Annotated in this window: 10 protein-coding genes; all 10 read right to left on the bottom strand. The window is 41.0% G+C overall.

The features are described from left to right. Nucleotides 1–9: 9 nt before the first annotated feature. The 10 genes from CWD91_RS19410 to CWD91_RS19360 all read right to left on the bottom strand — a co-directional run bounded on the left by CWD91_RS19410 (nucleotide 10) and on the right by CWD91_RS19360 (nucleotide 15,555). Nucleotides 10–1,188 carry a sialidase family protein gene (locus CWD91_RS19410; RefSeq protein ID WP_103442631.1) on the bottom strand — a complete coding sequence of 393 codons (1,179 nt, stop codon included), beginning with the start codon at nucleotides 1,186–1,188 and terminating at the stop codon, nucleotides 10–12. A 104-nt stretch (nucleotides 1,189–1,292) separates the two neighbouring features. Next, entirely contained in the window at nucleotides 1,293–2,759 is a 1,467-nt protein-coding gene (locus CWD91_RS19405; protein WP_103442630.1) for a sulfatase, read from the bottom strand. A gap of 238 nt (nucleotides 2,760–2,997) precedes the next feature. After that, a complete protein-coding gene (locus tag CWD91_RS19400; protein WP_103442629.1) occupies nucleotides 2,998–4,566 on the bottom strand; it encodes an FAD-dependent oxidoreductase in 1,569 nt (522 codons plus the stop codon). Between the two features lie 50 nt (nucleotides 4,567–4,616). Next, complete coding sequence (locus tag CWD91_RS19395; protein ID WP_103442628.1) at nucleotides 4,617–6,137, bottom strand: sodium:solute symporter family transporter; 1,521 nt, start codon at nucleotides 6,135–6,137, stop codon at nucleotides 4,617–4,619. A gap of 86 nt (nucleotides 6,138–6,223) precedes the next feature. Further along, entirely contained in the window at nucleotides 6,224–7,459 is a 1,236-nt protein-coding gene (locus CWD91_RS19390) for an exo-alpha-sialidase (protein ID WP_205164665.1), read from the bottom strand. Continuing rightward, on the bottom strand, nucleotides 7,456–8,742 hold the full coding sequence (locus tag CWD91_RS19385) for a M14 family zinc carboxypeptidase (RefSeq protein WP_103442627.1): 1,287 nt from the start codon (nucleotides 8,740–8,742) through the stop codon (nucleotides 7,456–7,458). Before CWD91_RS19385 ends, CWD91_RS19390 begins: the two co-directional genes overlap by 4 nt. A gap of 66 nt (nucleotides 8,743–8,808) precedes the next feature. After that, a complete protein-coding gene (locus tag CWD91_RS19380) occupies nucleotides 8,809–9,969 on the bottom strand; it encodes a sialidase family protein (RefSeq protein ID WP_205164664.1) in 1,161 nt (386 codons plus the stop codon). Between the two features lie 76 nt (nucleotides 9,970–10,045). Continuing rightward, nucleotides 10,046–11,230 (bottom strand): sialidase family protein, encoded by a 1,185-nt coding sequence (locus tag CWD91_RS19375; RefSeq protein ID WP_103442626.1) that lies wholly within the window; start codon nucleotides 11,228–11,230, stop codon nucleotides 10,046–10,048. Nucleotides 11,231–12,020: 790 nt separating this feature from the next. Then, entirely contained in the window at nucleotides 12,021–13,802 is a 1,782-nt protein-coding gene (locus CWD91_RS19365) for an L-fucose isomerase (RefSeq protein ID WP_103442624.1), read from the bottom strand. A 67-nt stretch (nucleotides 13,803–13,869) separates the two neighbouring features. Next, nucleotides 13,870–15,555 (bottom strand): ribulokinase, encoded by a 1,686-nt coding sequence (locus CWD91_RS19360; protein WP_103442623.1) that lies wholly within the window; start codon nucleotides 15,553–15,555, stop codon nucleotides 13,870–13,872. Nucleotides 15,556–15,670: the final 115 nt, after the last annotated feature.

The following is a 15,670-nucleotide window of genomic DNA, read 5'->3' as shown; positions in this document are numbered from 1 at the left end:
AACACTAGATTATAAAAGTTTTCTGAATTTCTTAATACGATGAAAAGTTAGGAAATTTGCATCATGATTATTATGAGCCCCACCAACTCCGTCATCGTAGGCTGTTCTTGAAAGAAATAGGATATCCTTTCCTTTTACCATCCAATCAACATATTGAAACCCATGATTTGAAACATCTGGATGCTGTAAAATCACCTTTCTTTGATTCCATTGGACTAAATCCGGGGAAGAAAATAATGCCAAGGTATTTCTAATCTTAGCGGGATTTGTGCCTTCATTATCCTTTTTTATCCCTTCAGGGATTACATTGGCTAATGTCCAATAAAGTCCAGATGGCTCGTCATATTTGATGATAAATTTTTTGCTGCCTCCTGGGAAATCCTTAAAGCCCGTATTGATCTCAAAAGAAGCATTTTTACCATCAGCACTAATTTTAACAAATGCTGCTTTTTCCTCTAATGTAGAGCGATCATCAACACGTAATATATCCCACATCTGTCCATCCTTATCTACGACAGCATTGCCTTCTAACCAGCCGCCAAAATTTCCATCGAGGTAAGTTGGGTCATAGTATAGAATGTTACTGGACGTCCAACTATCAGCATTCAACAAATCGGAATCTATAGGAGCTGAAAGCATAAATGCTCCATATCTTTTCCCCCATTTTTTAATTGGGCCCATAGCACTTTCCATAGCTCTCCAAATTCTGCCATTATACGTAAGAATTGCCATAGGTGCACAATGATATTCCCCTTCTAAGATTAAACCGTTTGTAGCATTGCTTGGGTTGGTCCAGGTGTTCCCTCCATCTTCTGAAAGTCTGACAAGCGTATTTCCATGATGTCTGTCGGTGCCTAAAAACCAAAGCTTTCCTTGATTGACAAAAAGCTTAGACCAAAATGCGCCATCAATCTCGGCTATCTGGCTCCAGGATTTACCTTTATTTTTAGACGTGTAAATTTTGGAAGTTGCTCTCACATGTTCATTGGACTCAGGTCCAAAAAAATCATGAGAAGCAACATAATTCCCATTGGGAAGAATAGCCAAACTAGGGGAGCCAATATATTTTCCTGAAGATGCTGGGCTATAGGCTACTACTTCTCCTGGCACTTTTGAATCGTCGTATTGCTGGGCAGTTAAGGAAACACTGCTAAAAAGGTAAATTAGAATTAATGTGATTTTTTTCATTTTGGTTAATTGTTAAAAGTGTTAATTATTGGAAATTTCCCTCTTTTATGAGCTGACCTTGTAGGCGAGCATAAATGAGGTAAATGATAGATGTTGGTCATAACTTACCAATTATTTGGTATAAATAAAGGGTTAAAGCTAGGTAACTGGGCATTGACGTTATTGCGCCAAGTCTTAAGCTCTTTGTATAAAATATTTGCTCGATCTGGATAGGTATCAGCTAAGTTGTTTTTTTCGCCCAAATCTTTGTCTAGCTTGTAAAGCTCCAAATGGTCGTCCTCGAAATAATGGATTAATTTCCAATTATCTTTGCGGATTGCACTAACTGGAGATGTTGTAGTATAATAATGTGGCGAGTGCCAAAAGAGCGTCTCCCTATCCAAGTGTGATTTGGGGTTTTTTAAAAGTGGCATTAATGATATACCATCTTGCTGGCTATTCTTCAATTGGGTCTTATCCAGTCCAGGTATTTCCATTAAAGTAGGATAAAAATCGTTTGATATCACAGGGTAATCACAGTTACTTCCGGCTTTTGTAATGCCTGGCCATTTTATAATTAAGGGTTCTCGTATGCCCCCTTCATATAAGGATCCTTTTCCAGAACGTAAAGGGTAGTTGTTGGCAACGGTTTTCCAATCCTTATATTTACCAACTCTTCCTCCATTGTCAGAAAAGAAGATTATAATTGTATTATTTGTAATCCCGGCCTCTTCTATAGCATTCAATATGCGACCAACATTTTCATCCAAACTGGCTACCATCGCTGCGTATTCGTAATTCTGATCTTTCATTCCGGCTTTAACCTTCTTTTTGTAGTATTCCACCAGTTTTGGTTTTCCTTCAATAGGGGTATGTACTGTATGGTACCAAAGGTTCAGAAAAAATGGGACATTGCTTTTTTCTTTTATAATTTGGACAGCCTTATCCGTGAGCACATCGGTTAAGTAACTTGGTTCCTTATTTTTGTCATATGATGATTCTTGCATTAAATCTGGAATGTATCTATACTGTTTCTGAAATTTTTGACCCCTAAAAGGAGACCAATAAGTATCAGGAGCTCCCCACATTGTACCTCCAATATTGACATCAAATCCTTGTGTCTGAGGATAATGGGCGGCATCTCCCAAATGCCATTTACCGATATGTGCTGTGAAATAGCCTGACTCTTGAAAAATCTCGGCAATAGTGGATTCTTCCAATGGCAAATTGCCAATGGTAGCTGGGGGCAATAATTTATCCTTGCTGTTAGGAGTTGCAGTTCCTGCGTTTTCATGCCAAGTAGTCATATGTAAGCGTGCGGGAAATTTGCCCGTCATTATAGAGGCTCTGGTAGGAGTACAAATTGGAGCCGCTGCATAGGCATTGGTAAACTTCAATCCCTGTTCAGCCAAGCCATCCAAATTAGGTGTTTCATGGAGATCACTGCCATATCCACTTAAATCTGACCAGCCCAAGTCATCTGCAAGAATAAATACGACGTTTAATTTTTCATTTTTGCCTTGAGCTAAAACTTGGGCCATAATAAAAAAAACAAACAAACAGCCCAAAATAGTATTCCTAATATTCCTCATCTTAAATAAGTTTTGATGTTGTCCTAGTACGTATTTATATTTTCCACCTAGGTGTAATGCAAATCAACTTAAAAATCTATTTCATTTTTAAGTCGTCCAAATCATAAATCTTAATTTTCAATCTTATTTATCCATCCTTGAATTGGTTTTTCTAGTTGTTCATCGATTTTGGGATAATAGGTAATAAGGTCTTCGCTGCTTGTTTGGTCCATCTAAACTTATATAAGTAGTTACTTGACTAAGGCAATTCATTTTTTAATACTTGACCTTGTTTTTTTAAAATATCCCTGACTTCGGAAATTTTCACATTTCTTGGCGTTTCACTGTTTTTGAGACATACATGGGCAGCTACACCTGCGGCTTGCCCTAGGGACATCCAAGTAGGTTCCATTCTTATAGAACAAAATGCCACATGCGTGGCAGATAAGGCCACAGGAACGATTAGACCGTCTATTTTTTTAGGAATCATGGTCCGGTATGGAATTTCATATGGCCGGGTTAAATGGGCCAGCATTCCCAAATATCCCTCAAGAACAATATTATCTTTACTGGGGATTTTATGTACAGGAAAACTGTCCATTGGAAATTCACCCATAGCAATAGTATCGTGATGGGAAAAAAAATCAGGTGTATTTTCCGTAATTGCCACATCGTGTTCAGTGATGGTATATTCTCCCTTCAACCTACGACCTTCCCTTACATATAATTGAAAGGGAAAATTGTTGTTATCTGTAAATTCGTCTAGTGGGAGATTGTACTTTCTGGCCATTATTCTATGTTCCTCCGGTATTTCGGTATCGTTTTGTAGGAACCAAATAAGTCCTAAAGCTATGTCCCTATGGCGATCGCAAATGCGATTTCGCGTTTCTATATTTCCTTCTATATAACCTTTGTTTTCTTCAGGGTAGGGAAAGGCTATGGGTCTAGGGTTAGTGTTGCCATCGACTTTTAAATTCGGAAGATCGGTTATTGACAATGCCCTAACCATAGTATCAAAATGTTCTGGATAGTATCCCCAGCCTTCATGGAAAGTTGTAGGTGCACTTAATCTTCCCGATTTTAGATCGTCAAAATAAGGTGTATAAAGACTGCGGTTGTAATTATCAGGTTCTTTCTCTAAAATCCTACTGTTATGGATGTCAGTGGTCATGCAATAACGGTAGGTGTACGCCGGTAGACCATCATCTGCAGCCCCGGTACTGCCGGGAAGAAAAACTCCTTTATCATAATCAAAATAGATTACTCCCGCATGAGGCTCTTTATATTCATCCTTGCCTTCCCGCCCTAGGGAGTATTCGGCGCCAGCTGCAGCATAAAGATCACCCTCATAGGTAGCATCTACAAAAATAGTTCCATCCAACTGCTTTGGTTCATTTGTAGATTTTTGTAAAATAATAACGCCTGTCAGTTTACTTCCTTCAACCAAAGCTTCTTTGAGTACATGTCCCTTGAAAATTGTTATTTTTCCTGTTTCCTTTAACATTTTCATTAGTATGTACTCCGCAACAGAAGGTTCAAAATAATATCCTTCCCGGCAAAGCTTTACATCATGGGAGTTTGGGCCGTATTTATTTTCATAAAATTCAAAAACTTTTTGAGTGAACTCTTTAAATAATCCCCCTATAAATTCTTTCTGTTCTACATCGCTTTTCCCCAAACCGCTAGTAGTCATTCCTCCAATATGGTCATGTGGTTCAATCAATGCTACTTCGTGTCCTAATCTTGCAGCAGTTATTGCCGTGGCAATACCTCCCGGGGTTCCTCCCATTATTATTATTTCAAATTGTTCTTCTTTGTCCAATGTCATTTCTATTTATATTTTCAATATCAATAATTGAGCAACCGTATTCATTTTTATTAATTTTTCTTCATTGTCCAAACGGTAAGCCCTGTTAAATCATTAAAACTGTTTTTTCTAAACATACTGATTGCATAGGCCACGATCATGAATGTACCGTTGACCATAGCGCCTACCCAATAACTATGTATGGGAATTGTAACTGAATCCGGCAAAACTCCGAGCACCCCCATTCCAAGGTAGATGTTTAAAGTGACGGCGACGCCCAAGGCTACGGTGGCAGAAAAACCATCAATACGTTTAGTGAAAAAGCCCATCATAAACAGAGCCATAAGACAACCCCCAAATATGCTAGCGACCATCAAACTAATATCATTCATGCTTTCTTTTTCCATAATGCTAAAGACAACGGCTCCGCAAATGACTATAATCGTCACGGTACATGCGATTATATGAGCCGATTTTAAGTAGAACCGATCAGATTTTCCTTTGTTCAACCATGGTTTCATCAAATCGATTACAGTGACTGTTGATATCGAGTTTATGCCAGAATCCATCGTACTCATGGCGGCGGCAATAACGGCCGAAATAACTATCCCTGTAATCACCGGAGGAATTTCGGAAAGAATAAAATAGGGAAGAATCTGGTCTGCTTCGAGACTGTTTATTAACGTATTGGGAAATTCCTGGTAGTACACGAAAAGGGCCGTGCCTATAAAAAAGAACATAATCCACATTGGAACTGCAATTGCTGAATACACTATTGTAGCTTTTTTGGCTTCACGGGTAGATTTTGCCGAGGCGTAGCGCTGTACCATATTTTGATCCCCGGCATAGATGCCCAACCAATTGATAACCCCTAAAATTGCTACGGTGTAAAATGTACGCCTACCCAAATCAAAATCCATTTCGCCCAAACTAAATTTATTATTGGCTGAACCGACCTCGAAAATTTGTCCTAACCCTCCGGGCAGATCCATTACCACCCAAACACAACAAAGGATTCCCCCCACAATTAATATTATTGCCTGCACAACATCGGTCCAAATGACAGCTTCAAAACCTCCTAAAATAGTATATATTCCTATGAATATCCCTGTTCCTATTATGACTATACTTATGGGAGCTCCTGTCAAAAACTGAATGACCAGTGATACTAAAAATAGGATTTGTGCCATTCTAATCAGCTGTAGGATAACGAAGCTAACCGTACCATAAATTCTAGGAATCTTGCCATATCTTTCTCCTAAATACTCAAAGGCAGAAATAAACTTTCCACGACGAAAAAAAGGGATAAATATCAAAACAGCAAGGACGGCAACAAAAGGCACCGCTAAACTTATGGTTAGTTGTCGCCAATCCAATATATAGGCAGCTGCGGGAAGTGCCAAAAAGGTAGCTGAACTGACAATGGTTCCAAGCATGGAAAGCCCTAAAACCCATCCCGAGAAGGATCTGCTTCCCAAAAAATATTCTTCTGTGGTCTTGTTTCTTTTTGAAAAATAAATACCAACCCCCATGAGCCCTAGAAGATAAAGGAGAATCGTAATGATATCGGCGGTTCGTATAGAGACGTCCATTTATTAGTTGTTTTGGCTCTGCACCTGTGTCATAGAATGTTTGAAGTAAGAAACAAGAAGGATGTATTTTAGTGTATTCATTTCTATTATTTTGGATCGTAATCTGACATATTTAATTTTCCCAAATCCGAAATCTTAACTTTCACCACTTCTATTTTCTGTTTGGCATCCCCGGCAAAGGCTATCAATAAATAGCCATCGTGCTCTAATACATGGGGGTAATCTATGTGTCTTCCTCCTACCAGATATCCCAGTGAGGTAAATACCATCCCATCATTGCTAATGGCCAAGGTCAACGGATCTCTTTTTTTATAATTAGAATTGGAGACCAGGACATATCTTCCATCCTGTAACCGCAAGCCGTGGAATTTGGATCTAGCATCCGGAAAGTTGGTTTGCACCGGCGGACTCCAAGTTCGGCCATTGTCCGTTGAAAAGGAGCGGTACAAGTATCCACTTTTACGATTGTCCCGGAATAAGGCCATTAAATTTTTATTGTCGGGCAAGGCCCACCAATAGGGCTCCTCTGCCTCCAGTTCCGTATTGGTACCAAAAACAGGGTAGACTTCCCATTGATCAAAATGTTCTTCTGCACCGACCATAAAATCGACTCCCCGTTCAACATAGTCAAAAGACCTGCGGGACATCAACCACTCGCCTGTTGGTAATTTTTTTGGGGGAAAATTATTGATGGCATTTTCCATAACTACTCCATGGTATTCCCATGATTCGGATTCTTTGTTCCATCTAAAGGCATGCAGGCTTAGAGATTGTCCAAAAAAACCTGCCGCCTCGTCCAATGAGGCCAATGCCAAAAACTCTCCTTTATATTCCCAGAAGCCTCTCGAAATCCATCTGAGGCCTTGATCTGTTCTTGTGTTGTAATGGGACGATTCCGGCCCTGAACCATCAGGGTATGTGGTGAGGAATTTTGGTTTTTCCCAATTGAGACCATCTGTACTTGTAGCATATTTAACTACTTGACCCACTCTATCCTCAACACCTGGGCCATCGCTCCACATAATCCAATAACGATTGTCATGGTAAGCCAAATAATTGTGTTGGTTAACGCCATCTGGGGTAACATCGCTTACCACAGCATGTTGTACTGGGATTTTAGGAATTTTATCAAAATCTATTTTATGCGGATCGTGTAGCCATTCCCCTTGTAACATCAAATCTGAAGTTGGATTGGTAATCGGGTCGGGATAATTTTGTTGACTTTTACAACCCAAAATCATTACCAAAAATACACTCATGACCATGATCGATTGAGCTATAAATTGGCTGCAGATTAATAGGTTCTGTTTTCTGTTTTTCATTTTTGATGGTAGTTATTTACAAAATATTCTGAAATTGCCTTTCCTAGTTTAATAGCCTCCTCCCGATAACCGGATTGTGTACTTAAGGGAGTGCCCATGTTTACCTCCAATGTCAACGAGACAACATTGTCTGTCGTATTTTCATTTACCCATTTAACCGCATTTTCTTTTCCTGTTACCTCGCTTCGCTCACTGAAATGAAAATGGGTCATAGACTGTGTCAACTTGGCCATTTCATTGAATGGCTTTGCGTCCAAGCTTTGAAAAAATTTCAATCTATTTTGTCCTTGTTTTGCACTGGATAAATCCTTTGCTAAAGGCACAATAAAGTAGGGGTGGCTAGAATTTCCGGGACCATGAAAATCAATGAATAAATCCATTTTTCCATTTTTGGCCCATTGCGCTAGTTGTAACTTAGATTCGGTCATTTCAGGCCAGAATGAGGGTTCCATGTCCCATCCTCGGTTATGGTCGTGTGGTTTCTGATTCTTTCCAGTTCTGCCCTCTACAACAGAATCTACATCCACAATGGGCAAAATAAATATTTGTGAAATTCGTCTTAATGCTTTGGCCTCTGTGCCATTGGACATTAACCAGCACATAAGTTCATGTAAGACCCAACTACTTCCCGATTCAAAGGCATGTGCTCTGGCCTGCAGCCAAATACCATACTTAAAATCTGAATCAGGCCCTGTATTTTTGAGTAAAAATGCGCTGACTTGTCTTCCTTTTTTTGTTCTGCAAAAATCTAAAGTTTCGATGTCCGGATAAGTCTTTACCTTTTCGGCAAGAATAGCGTTAATGTGCTCGGGCGTATATGGCAAATCATAGGAAAACCATGTTCTTTCCCCTCTAATGATATGTTTAACAACTATAAAGTTTTTGCCGTCTATAGTTTTTACAATCCCAGAATTGGTAAGTCCCCAATTTTTTTGGTCATAACTAAAAAACAATTGATTATTAGCCCCTGCCCCCAATTCCAACTCCAGAATAATTTCATCTTTTAGATTAATTCCTTCAACCATAAAGTGCCACCAGATTTTACTCCAACCCCCACCACCCTCGTCATGGGGGCTAATTCTAATGGTATTCAATTCTTCATTCCGGATGGTGACTTTTCCGCCGCCGTTGACAAAATCCGTTGAAACAAATATTTTCCGATTATCATTTTGTCCTTTACCAAATAATTTCGCTGGAATTAAGCTTGGGAATAGAGTAACAGAAGCTGAAATAAAACTAGTTTTCACCATAAAATTTCGTCTACTTACTTTATTGCTGGACATATTTAAGTTCTAGATGGCTATTAGATTCCTTGGGAGTTGTTCTTTGGACCAATTACTATGTACATATTATAACTGCTTTGGATCTATAACTACATGTTTTACGGATTGCCTTACATAGGTATAGGTGATATGCACCAAGCCATCGGTTGTTTGAATTATGGCCGGGTAGGAATATCCCGATTCGGCAGGAACATTTTCCAAGGTCATGACGGGCTTCCAATTAATGCCGTCATCGGATATGGCCAGATTTATCATATTTCTCCCCTTGGGTTCTTCACCCTCTTTTGTGGTGTGATTGTAGATAAGTAATTGTCTGTTGTCCTTTAGGGTCACAGCATCTGTTCCCGAGTTGGGGTTGGGCAGTTCGGTAGCGGTCATTTTACTCCAGGTCCGGCCTTGATCCTCGGACCAACTCTGTGAGATTACATTTTGTCTCGTTCTGCACAACACTTGCATTTTACCATTGGGATAGCTAAGTATACTGGGCTGAATGGCATCAAATTCCTTTCCGTCGTTTATTGGCCCCACAACCTCCCAAGTTTTGCCATTGTCCTTGCTTATTTCAAAGTGTACCATCCAATCTACATCCCCATCTTCCAGTTTAATTTCTGTACTGGTAGGGCTAATTATGGTTCCGTCTGCCAACTGTATGGGCTTGTTTTTGATGGGGCCCAACAAGTGTCCAATTTTCTCGTCGGTTCCCATTTTTTCTGGTTTGGACCATGTTTTTCCCCCATCGGGGGAAGTCATCAACATTCCCCACCAAGTCCTTGGGTCCGGCCCCTCTTTATAAAATAGTAATAGTGGTCCTTCCTTGGGTTGAAAAAGAACAGGGTTCCAAAGAGGGTAACGCAGAGTATCATTTTGCACGCCATTGACCACTTCTTCCGGCCATGTCCATTTACCATCTACCATTCGCGATATTCGGATACCAACATCTGGATTTTTCTCATGGGTACCGGCAAAAAAAGCGCTCACAAGTCCAAAGGGGGTTTCTACAATGGTAGAGGCATGGCATTCAGGAGTTGGTTTATTATCCAAAGGGTAGATCAACTCCCCGCTTAGATAGGCTCCTTGGCCAGGTTGGGACAAGGGGGGTAAAGTGAAATTACCTGTAATGTCGTTGCTGCTTTTGGTTTCTTCGGTTATGATGTTTTTCTCCGCTTTATTCTTACAGGAGAAAATCATAAATGTCAGTACTGGAAGGAAATAAACAATACGTTTCATAGTTGTCTGTTGTTTTACTTAATTGTATTCAATAAATGGGAACTTATATCAGGATGTATGTTTATAAGTATGAAATTTAATCTTCAATTGATGGAGGATCCCAAATGGTGGCCGCAATATAGCGTTCCGGGCCTGTGTTCTTGTCCATAAAATAATATAGGGCCACTATTTTACCGTCTGTTCGTTGCACTACCCTGGGGTAGCCAAGATCTTTTCCGGAACCGTCGTCGCGCAGCACATAATCTTTGCTCCATGTGCGCCCATTGTCATTGCTAATTTTTGCCCTGATTTCACTCTTGTCCCGGTTGTTTTTGATATCTACTTCCAATGCCCTGTAACCATAGATCAGGCATATTCTTCCGTCTGTCATTTTCACCATGGCGGGGGGATTGCCCTGTCCGCAATTTTCTACTGGGTTGGCCAAGGGGCTCCAAGTTAATCCATTATCTTGGGAAAGGTAGGCATCGATAAATTGTCCTGATTCCTCCCTTCTGCGAGTAGTTACCAAAATTTCTTTGTCGGATAATCTTACGGAGGCGGGCATGATGGAAAATCCAGCTGGTTCAGGTCCGATCCATGAAACGAAGTTCCAATTTTTACCACCATCAGTTGTTTTTATACACAAAACGCGACCCTCTTTTCCGTTGGCTTTGGCCGCCGTAAGAAATAGCATGCACTCATTTTTGCCATCAATAATGTAGTCGGTTCGTGCTCCAATACCAGGCGTATTAAAATTTGGCAAGTTATACGGGCCTTCCCAATCACGTCCCCTGTTGTAGGAATGCCAAATGCGGGATTCGGCACCGTGGTGGTCCGTCATGCGTACCGTAAAGGCCAGATTGGGGTCATTAAAGTTTATGGGTTTCACAGAAACTGGTTCAGGAGCTTTTACGTCCTTTCTCATTTGCCCATGATAACTCCCATTATCAGGAACTACGAGATCTCCGTCTAATGCCCCAGGGTCTTCTATAGTCCAGTTCTCCCCGCCATTAAGACTTCGGGCCAGCACATGAAGCTCTGGATTTTCTTTGTCGAAATTATGTCGGTCTGGTCCCAAATCCTTGTAGTGTCCCTTGGAAAATCCTACCAAAATTTCATTGCCCCAATTCCATACACCATGATTTGCCGGCCAGCCCCCGAACATGCCCGGCTCATAGTATACTTTTACATGCTTAACATTTTCCTGGTCAACCTGACCATAGAAATTCGTTGTCAAGAACAGTGACATAAGTATTGTAATCCAATGGAATTTTGTTTTCATTGTATAAAATATTTGTTGACTGGGTATGTAAATTGTTTCCTCAATATAGAGAATATGGTTGCTAATTTCCCCTAATGCTTCCTTTCAATGTGAGTTCGATTTAAAATAAAATTTCTCTGGTCTCGAAGTCACTTATATATGTTCATTTTCTTTGCTCGCCCAAAGAAAACGAACCAAAGGAAAAGGCGCCTTAACCAAGGAATTTTTTCGACAACTAGGTCGAAAAACTGTATACGAAACTCCGCGTCGTCCCTTATTGGGACTCCTGATCTCGGAGCTTTCCAAACGCACCAGCTGGCCCCTCGACGTAAATGTAAATCGTTACATTTACGGTTCGGTCCTATTCTGTGGTTAAGGATTTCTGGCTGCGCCGCTCTTCTTTCTATATTATTCATTATTACATGATTTACAACTATTTAGGTTTTTATTATGCGTCCTAAAATCAATGTTTTGAAATAATGTCATTTTAGTCGCTTGAAAATTATTTCCATTCTAATTTGGATTGAACTACGGTAGTCACTTCGACAGAGTCCCTTTTCGGGACGACGAGAAGTCGCACATACTTGTCGGGTGCTAGATGTGCGATTTCTGACATTCATTCGAAAGGACGACCTAGAAACCTTCAACTATCACTCTACAATTGTCGTCTTTATTATGTACCTCAAAATCAAATTTTTGAAATAATGTCATTTTAGTCACTTGTGATTTTTTTTGTCTGATCCCTCGACCGGACAACATTATGTTAAACAATTGTTCAACCATAAAGGATCAATCAAACTCACATTTTCAATTAATAGAGTGGACCGTAATTCTCACATGCCCTGTAATCGGCTGCTTCCTGATCCATGCCAAAAGAAGCCCAATCCTTGGGTCTAAATATTCTTTCAGGTTCAACATTGTGCATATTTACAGGAATCCTAAGCATGGAACAAAGCGTTATTATTTCGTCCCCAAAATGACCATAGCTGAAAGCCCCATGGTTTGCTCCCCAATTATTCATAACACTGTAGACATCCTTAAATGCTTGATCCTGATTCAATCTGGGTGCAAACCAAGTTGTGGGCCAAGTTGGATTAGTCCTTTCGTCCAAAGTTTTATGTACTTCTTCAGGTAGAGCTACCGTCCAACCTTCAACAATTTGCATTACGGGTCCCAATCCTTTAATCACATTGATTCTGCACATGGTTACGGGCATGTCACCTTTGGTAACAAAATGGGAGGAGTATCCCCCGCCTCCAAAATATTCATACATAGCCGGTGGCCAATCTGTGGCTTCCAGACATTTTGCAGCTTCCGATTCGGAAATTTCCCAGAACGGTTTCATGGCTGGTTTTCCATTTATTTGCTGTTGTCCGGTACCATCCAAGGTTGAAGAACCCGAATTGATCAAATGGATTATTCCATTGGCTGCTTTACCCTGTAGCTTATGACCAGTGACCCTTTCTATGGAAGCTGGACTCCAAAAGGTTCTTACATCGGAGAACATCTGCGCCTGATTGGTCAATAGATAACCAAAAAGCATGGAAATGCCGTTAAGGCTATCATTTTCGGTGGCCATCATAAAAGGAGGGCGAATTCCACTCCAATCAAAGGAAGAGTTTAGGATGGCTTCCATAAAGTCGCCATTGGGCATATAATCGTTCCATTGCCTTTGACCTTGGAATCCTGCTGCAATGGCACCGTGGCCCAAGGCTTCCTCCCCAAATCCCAATGCTGCCAGTTTAGGATTGCCTATCATTAAATCTCTGGAAATTAAGGTCATTTTAACAACGGTCTCCCACTCTTCATCCATACGTTCCCTTGATTTCTGTAGGTCTTTGGCATTGTAATTTTTGCCTTCCTTGCAGTTCTCTTTGGTCCATTTCAAGGCTTTTGTAAATTCTTCCGGGTCAAAAATATTGTGCTGCATCCTACGGTTTACCTCGCTCATATCCACATATTCGTTCCTCATCCCAAGATAATCCTGAAAAAAACTTTCATTGACAATGGAACCGGCTATCCCCATGGAAACAGAACCTAGGGATAGGTACGATTTACCGTTCATCATGGCAACGGCAAGTCCGGCTTTGGTAAATTGCAATAACAGTTTTTGAACATCCTCTGGGATGTTCTCGTCATCGCTATCTTGTACTTCCTTTCCATAGATACTAAAGGCAGGTACCCCTTTTTGTGCATGTCCGGCCAAGGCGGCCGCCAAGTAAACCGCTCCTGGTCTTTCCGTTCCGTTAAATCCCCATATGGCTTTTGGGCGGGTGGGGTTCATATCTATGGTTTCCGTTCCATAACACCAACATGAAGTTACTGTGATAGAGAGTCCAACGCCCTCCCTTAGAAATTTTTCCTCACATTTTTGTGCTTCCGGCACCCGCCCAATGGTGGTGTCTGCAATGACACATTCTACTGGTGTTCCGTTGTAGTTCTTAAGGTTGGTGGAAAGAAAATCGGCGACTCGTTGCGCCATGCCCATGGTGGTCTGCTCCAATGACTCCCTAATGCCTCCTAAACGGGCATCGATTACTGGTCTTATTCCTATTTTGGGTATTGCTCCTAAATGGTTGTGCTTGTTTTGCATTACTTAATTTTTATTTCTATTAATAGCTTATGTTTTTACTGGATGTATTGGTGATTAAGTTGTAACCTTAAACCCCCCGTAATTGTTGGGTTTCTACAAAGTCTGCAAAGGATGAGTATTGGGTATATAAGGATTTATATCTATCTACATTTTCTGGTATGGGGTAGTATTCTTTTTGAAATCCGCTGCCCATTGCCTCTTGGGCGTCCATAATGGAATCATAGATGCCAGCGACTACCGCAGCTGCCATGGCAGCGCCCAGAGCACAGGTTTGTTCAGATTTAATAATCCTGATCGGGAAATTTAGGACGTCGGCCAAAATTTGCATAACGAATTCCGATTTTTGGGCAACCCCACCAATGGCAATAACACCGTCTATACGCACACCTTCATCCTGGAATTGTTCAATTATTTTTTTTGAGCCAAAGGCTGTAGCTTCTACCAATGCCCTAAAGATATTAGGAGCGGTGGTGCCCAAGGTTAGGCCTTGTAGGGCTCCTTTTAGATTTTGGTTGGAATTGGGCGTTCTTCTGCCGTTCATCCAGTCCAATGCAATTATTCCCGACTCCTCGATCTCTATTTTACTTGCGGCCACAGATAGTTCGGCAAGAATTCCCTCTGCCATTTCTTCCAATAAGGCTCCTTTGGTAGCTTCGTCCAATAACTTGCTGTCTCTAATAATTTTGTTTGCTGGCCACATCAGAATATCCCTATACCATGCATATAGATCGCCAAAAGCAGATTGACCGGCTTCAAGACCAATCATGTTGGGAAGGATCGAACCATCGACCTGCCCACATATTCCGTGAATTGCCTTGTTGCCTATTTCAGACTTGGGGGCAACGATCATATCGCAGGTAGAGGTGCCAATCACTTTCACCATATGATAAGGCTTAATGGCACCTCCAATGGCACCAATGTGGGCATCAAAAGAGCCTACGCCAATCACCACATCCTTAGGTAGGCCCAGTAGTTGCGACCATTCCTCTGAAATGGTTCCAGCAATATGGTCAGAAGTATAAGTGTCTGTGTAAAGTCTGTCTCTTAAACCAGACAATAAGGGGTCTAATTGTGTCCAAAAGTCATCTGCCGGTAGACCATTCCAATCTGCATGCCACATAGCCTTATGTCCGGCAGCGCACCTACTTCTTTTTAGGGTAGTAAGGTCTGTATTTCCGGTGAGCATGGCTGGAATCCAGTCACAGTGCTCCACCCAGGAGTGAGCTGCTTCACGTACGTTTTTATCTACGCGAAGGGTATGCAGGATTTTGGCCCAGAACCATTCAGAGGAATACTCCCCACCACTGTATTTGGTATAGTCAATGCTGCTTTTATGGTGAGCCAATTCGTTTATCTCCTTGGCTTCCCCAACGGCCGTATGATCTTTCCATAAGATAAACATTGCATGGGGATTTTCATCAAAACCGGGGAGCAGTGCCAGGGGTACCCCTTCTTCATTGACTGCAATGGGTGTTGAGCCGGTAGTGGCCACGGAAATTGCAGCAATGCCATTTATAATTTCTGATGAAAGTGTATGGATTATATCTTTGATAGCGTGCTTTAAGCTTTCAATATGGTCCAATGGGTGTTGTCTAAATTGATTGGCTGAAGGGTTGCAGTACATCCCCTTGGCCCATCTTTCGTATTTGGCAATGGCATTTCCAACAATATGCCCATTACTGGAATCGATAACTATAGTCCTTACGGAATCTGTTCCAAAGTCAATTCCTATGGTATATTTCCGATTCTTCATAAGCTTGTTAGAATAAATTTAAACGTTTAAGCAAGCAATTTAAAAAAATAACTTCATTTTGCACCAATTATATTATTTTTTAACAATTGAGGGTGTTTACTGCGTATACGGTGTT

Origin of the sequence: Arenibacter hampyeongensis (assembly GCF_002909255.1) — a bacterium.
Classification (GTDB): domain Bacteria; phylum Bacteroidota; class Bacteroidia; order Flavobacteriales; family Flavobacteriaceae; genus Arenibacter; species Arenibacter hampyeongensis.
Note: the sequence above shows the minus strand (reverse complement) of the source record. Positions and strands in the feature narration are given on the sequence as shown.